Source organism: Pseudoflavonifractor phocaeensis, assembly GCF_016901955.1.
Taxonomy (GTDB): domain Bacteria; phylum Bacillota; class Clostridia; order Oscillospirales; family Oscillospiraceae; genus Flavonifractor; species Flavonifractor phocaeensis_A.
In genome coordinates, this window is sequence record NZ_JACJLC010000145.1 from 1 (window position 1) to 4,321 (window position 4,321).

Sequence of the window (4,321 nt, forward strand, 5' to 3'; positions counted from 1 at the left end):
CCGCCGGGGTGGGGGCCGGATGGGCCTCTCTGGCCAATTTCCTACTTACTCTGGCCGCCCTTCCCCTGGGCCGGGCCCTGGGGGATCGGGTAGCCGGACGGCTGTTGGGCCGGTACGCTCTCCCCCTGTCCGGGCTTCTGCTGGTGGCCTTGGGTGTGTGGCAGGTCGTGGGGGCGTAGGGGCGGATATTATCCGCCCGCTGCCCATAAAAGAACCCACGCCCCAGGCGTGGGTTCTTTTATGCTTATTTCCGGCCGCCCCGGCGGGAGCTGCGGCGCTCCGCCTGACGCAGCTCAGAGAGCTTGCTGTCGGAGGAGGCCATAAACTGCTTGAGCCGATCCTCAAAGGTAGTGGGCTCAGCGGGGGCGGGCTTACCCCGGAAACCGCCGTTGAAGCCGCCGGGCCGTCCGCCGGAGCGGCCCTGGCCGCCGTGGTTGGCGGGGCGGGGGGGAGGATCCATGGCCTTTTTGATGGAGAGGTTGATCCGGCCGTTCTCGTCGATGCCGATGACTTTGACCTTGACCTCCTGGCCCTCCTTCAGATGATCCTTCACATCGTTTACGTAGGAATAGGCGATCTCAGAGATGTGCACCAGCCCCGACTTGCCCTCCGGCAGCGAGACAAATGCCCCGAACTTCGTAATGCCCGTGACCTTTCCTTCCACAATCGTACCAACACCAAACTCCATGTGCCTGCTAGATCCTCTCTTCTTTCAAAATTCAATCGGTGAACCGGAACACATACTCGCCGGGCTCCACCAGGCCCAGCTTATCCCGGGCCAGGTCGGCCTGCCGGTCAGGGTCGCCGCTGTTTTCCACGGCGTCGGCCAGATCGGCGTTGACCTGCTTCTGCTCTTCCACCTGCCGCTGTGCCTCGGCCAGGTCGGCCTGGGCGGTGCTCAGCTGGCTGCGCAGCCCCAGCAGGCCGGTGGCCGCCGCCACCAGCAGGGCCAGAATGACCACCTTGGTCAGAAGGGACGCTCGCTTGATTTTCATGGGTAACTCCTTCCCCTCCTGGTGCCTGGGCTTCCTGACGGTCTGTTTCCGGGTCCCCGGATATTGGTTTTATTTTAAACCACTTTGCTCCATAATGGAAGGGCTTTTTTGCGGATTTTACGATTTTTTTTAACAGCTTTCCCAGCACCACAACCGGTAGTGTAACAATATGCCAAAGGACCCCTATAAAATCCGCCGCCCGATTGGTCAACCATAATACCCCCCGGCTCAGGGCGGCGAAGTAGCAGCCCCCGCCCACCAGGGCCCCCAGCAGCAGGTAGATCCGCACCTCTCCCCGGCCGGCGGCGGTGGTGTACAGGAAAAGGGCCGCCGTCACCGCCAGCCAGTAGGCCAGATCCAGGAGCCCCCCCACCAGCGGCAGAGGGAGCCGGGCCCGAATCACCCGCAGCAGGTCGTATAAGATTCCCGCCGCCGCCCCAAGGGCCACCGACCCAGCCAGGAAGATGGCCTGCTCGGTTACCGTAAAGCCCATATCAGCGGAACAGCCGGGCGAAGAGCCCGCCGCCTCCCTCCCGGCGGTCGTCCTCGTAGGTAAGGGAGTCCACGTCCCCCTCCACCCGCAGGTCTCCGCCGTCCAGGCTCAGCTTCTCGATGTGGAGGTTTTCTCCACGGATCACCAGGATGCCCCGAAGGGTGACCATGACAATGGTGCTCTCGTCAAAGCTCTCTACCTCCTCCACCCCGGATACTGACAGACGTTGCCGGTCCTCCAGAATGATGTGGTGGCTTCCATCCGGCCGTCCCCGTTCGTTTTCATAGGGCATGGTACGCCCCTCCTTCCCACAGCAGCTTACCTATCTATATGGGACAGGGGGCGGGGATATGAAAAGAGGTTGCTCCGTCTGTACGGGGCAGCCTCAGGTCAGCGGGACAGGACGGGAAAGAGGGCAGGGGCCATCCGGCGGCTGAGGACCAGGGCCAGGGCCAGCTTCACCCCGTCGGGGAGCAGGAAGGGGATCACACAGGTCCACAGCACGCCCATCAGCTCCGCCGGTCCCCTGGAGGCGGTGTAGAGGTAGAGGTACCAGGCGGTGCCAAAGGCGTAGCATACCGCCAGGCCCACCAGGCCGGACAGGACAAACACCACGGGGCTCCGCCCCAGAAGAGCCTCCGCCCCCCACATCACCAGGGCGATGAGGAGAAAGCCCAGCAGATAGCCCCCGGTAAGCCCGGCAAAGGACCCCAACCCTCCGGAAAACCCGGCGAATACCGGCAGGCCCACCGCCCCCAGCAGCAGGTATACTCCCACCGCCAGGGAGGCCAGCCTGCCTCCCAGTACCCCCGCTGCCAGGAAAACCGCGAAGGTTTGCAGGGTAAAGGGTACCACCGTGGGCACCGTGATCCAGGAACACACCGCCATCAGGGCCGCCATCATGGCGGCAAAGGCCAGCTGCTTGGCTTTCATATCCATCCTCCAATCGTAAACTTAATAGTGATTATAGTTTACAATAAAGGAAATGTCAACTGAAAATTGGATTTGGTTGACAAAAATTTTCTCTGCGGTTACAATAGCACTGACAGGGGCCGGACTGTTCTCGCCCCGGGAAAGGATGACTGTGATGCTGCGGGATGAAGTGTTGGCTCTGCTGAAGGCCCAGGGGGGCGTCCCCCTGTCGGGAGAGGCCATGAGTCAGAAGCTGGGGGTAAGCCGGGCGGCGGTGTGGAAAGCCATGGAGGCCCTGCGGCAGGAGGGGTACCAGATCTCCTCCGCGCCCCGCCGGGGGTATTTGCTCCAGGGCTCCCCCGACCTGCTCTCCCCCGGGGAGCTGATGGACCCGGCCCGGCGGGTGGGGGCCGAGCTGGTGTGCCTGGACACGGTGGACTCCACCAACAACGAGGTCAAGCGCCGGGCGGCGGGGGAGGTGCCCGCCGGGCTGGCGGTGGTGGCGGCCCGGCAGACCGGGGGCCGGGGCCGCCGGGGCCGCAGCTTTGTGTCCCCGCCGGGGGGACTCTATCTGTCCGCCCTCCTCCAGCCGGACTGCCCCCTGGAGCAGGTCAGCGCCCTCACCGCCTGGTCGGCAGTGGCGGTGTGCGACGCCATCCAGGCCCTGTGCGGGGTGCGGCCCGGCATCAAGTGGCCCAACGACGTGATTCTGGAGGGACGGAAGGTGTGTGGTATCCTTACCGAGCTGGACCTGGAAGGGGAGACCGCCGCCCTGCGGTATGTAGTGGTGGGCATCGGGGTGAACCTGACCCAGGGGGCGGAGGACTTCGGCCCGGAGGTGGCGCCGGTAGCCATTTCCCTGGCCCAGGCCTTGGGCCGCGCCCCCCGCAGAGCGGAGATGGCATCTGCCCTGCTGGACGCTCTGGACAGGCTGGACCGGGACTTTCCCGGGCAATGGGAAGCCTGGCTGGAACGGTACCGGCGGGATTGCCTCACTATTGGCAGCCAGGTGCAGGTGATCCGGGGGAAGGAGACCCGTCCAGGCCGGGCGGTGACGGTAGACGACCAGTTTGCCCTGGTGGTGGAGTGGGAGGACGGCAGCCGGGAGGCGGTGTCCTCCGGGGAGGTCTCCGTCCGGGGCCTGCTGGGATACGTCTGAATGAGCGTAAAGATAGGAGATATCATACCTCCACCCGTATCCGCAGGGGCGGCCTTTGGCCGCCAGTCGTATCGTTTTTCCGAAAAGAAAAACGCCCCATTAGGGGCGTTTTTTGTGTTTCTCAATAGAGTTTGTCCAGAATCTCTACGATCTGAGCCACGCAGCCCTCCTCGCAGGAGCACAGGATGCGGGCCCCCCAGTCCTTGACGGCCTGGGCGCAGTTGGAGGGGGCGAAGGGGATGGCGGAGATGGCCAGCATGGGGATATCGTTCTGGTTGTCTCCCACACAGTACACCTTTTTGGGGTCGATGCCCAGATAGTTCACCAGGTAGGCCACCATGCCCCCCTTGTTGCTTCCCTTCCGGGTGAGCTCCAGCAGGACGGCGTTGGAGAAGATGACCTCATAGTGCTCTGCCCACCGGTCCAGCATATACCGCTGGGTTTCCAGCAGCACCTCGTTGCGCTGCTGGAGGATGACCTTGCTCCAGGGCAGGGGCATGTCCCGGATGGGAACCTCCTGGGCCTCGGCTCCCGCCCGGGCCAGGTGCTGCCGGGTCACCGAGTTGGGCTGGTAGACGTAGATATCGTCGTTGTGGTAGGCCTCAAAGCCGATCTGGGGGATATCCCGGGCTACCTGGAGCAGATCCTCCTGGACCCGCAGGGGGAGAAAGGTCTCATACACCATCCGGTCGGCGGCAAAGTCGTACAGGGCGGAGCCGTTGGACAGCACCACCGGGGCGTTGATGGGGGCGCTGCCGGCAT

General features: G+C 64.0%; 6 protein-coding genes and 1 pseudogene. 1 reads left to right on the forward strand and 6 read right to left on the reverse strand.

Features of this window, described 5'->3' with window-relative positions:
- Positions 1 to 244: 244 nt before the first annotated feature.
- The 5 genes and pseudogenes from H6B51_RS16420 to H6B51_RS16435 all read right to left on the reverse strand — a co-directional run bounded on the left by H6B51_RS16420 (position 245) and on the right by H6B51_RS16435 (position 2,421).
- Entirely contained in the window at positions 245 to 688 is a 444-nt protein-coding gene (locus tag H6B51_RS16420; protein WP_204884678.1) for a S1 RNA-binding domain-containing protein, read from the reverse strand.
- A 31-nt stretch (positions 689 to 719) separates the two neighbouring features.
- On the reverse strand, positions 720 to 995 hold the full coding sequence (locus tag H6B51_RS16425) for an FtsB family cell division protein (RefSeq protein ID WP_204884679.1): 276 nt from the start codon (positions 993 to 995) through the stop codon (positions 720 to 722).
- Between the two features lie 235 nt (positions 996 to 1,230).
- Positions 1,231 to 1,488, reverse strand: a pseudogene (gene yabQ / locus H6B51_RS18515) (spore cortex biosynthesis protein YabQ); the annotation flags it as partial.
- A gap of 1 nt (position 1,489) precedes the next feature.
- Positions 1,490 to 1,780: a sporulation protein YabP gene (gene yabP, locus H6B51_RS16430; RefSeq protein ID WP_204884680.1), complete on the reverse strand. Its 291-nt coding sequence runs from the start codon at positions 1,778 to 1,780 to the stop codon at positions 1,490 to 1,492.
- A gap of 98 nt (positions 1,781 to 1,878) precedes the next feature.
- Entirely contained in the window at positions 1,879 to 2,421 is a 543-nt protein-coding gene (locus H6B51_RS16435; protein WP_204884681.1) for a biotin transporter BioY, read from the reverse strand.
- Positions 2,422 to 2,575: 154 nt separating this feature from the next.
- Here H6B51_RS16435 and H6B51_RS16440 point away from each other — a divergent pair, with 154 nt between their 5' ends.
- On the forward strand, positions 2,576 to 3,559 hold the full coding sequence (locus tag H6B51_RS16440; RefSeq protein WP_204884682.1) for a biotin--[acetyl-CoA-carboxylase] ligase: 984 nt from the start codon (positions 2,576 to 2,578) through the stop codon (positions 3,557 to 3,559).
- Positions 3,560 to 3,680: 121 nt separating this feature from the next.
- Here the strand turns inward: H6B51_RS16440 and H6B51_RS16445 are convergent.
- Positions 3,681 to 4,321, reverse strand: a 641-nt coding sequence (locus H6B51_RS16445) for an HAD hydrolase family protein (RefSeq protein WP_204884683.1), incomplete at its 5' end; no start/stop codon positions are given.

Excerpts from the sequence above, each read along its gene's own strand:
- H6B51_RS16420 (WP_204884678.1), bottom strand. The coding sequence starts at position 688 with ATGGAGTTTGGTGTTGGTACGATTGTGGAAGGAAAGGTCACGGGCATT.
- H6B51_RS16425 (WP_204884679.1), bottom strand. The coding sequence starts at position 995 with ATGAAAATCAAGCGAGCGTCCCTTCTGACCAAGGTGGTCATTCTGGCC.
- yabP (WP_204884680.1), bottom strand. The coding sequence starts at position 1,780 with ATGCCCTATGAAAACGAACGGGGACGGCCGGATGGAAGCCACCACATC.
- H6B51_RS16435 (WP_204884681.1), bottom strand. The coding sequence starts at position 2,421 with ATGAAAGCCAAGCAGCTGGCCTTTGCCGCCATGATGGCGGCCCTGATG.
- H6B51_RS16440 (WP_204884682.1), top strand. The coding sequence starts at position 2,576 with ATGCTGCGGGATGAAGTGTTGGCTCTGCTGAAGGCCCAGGGGGGCGTC.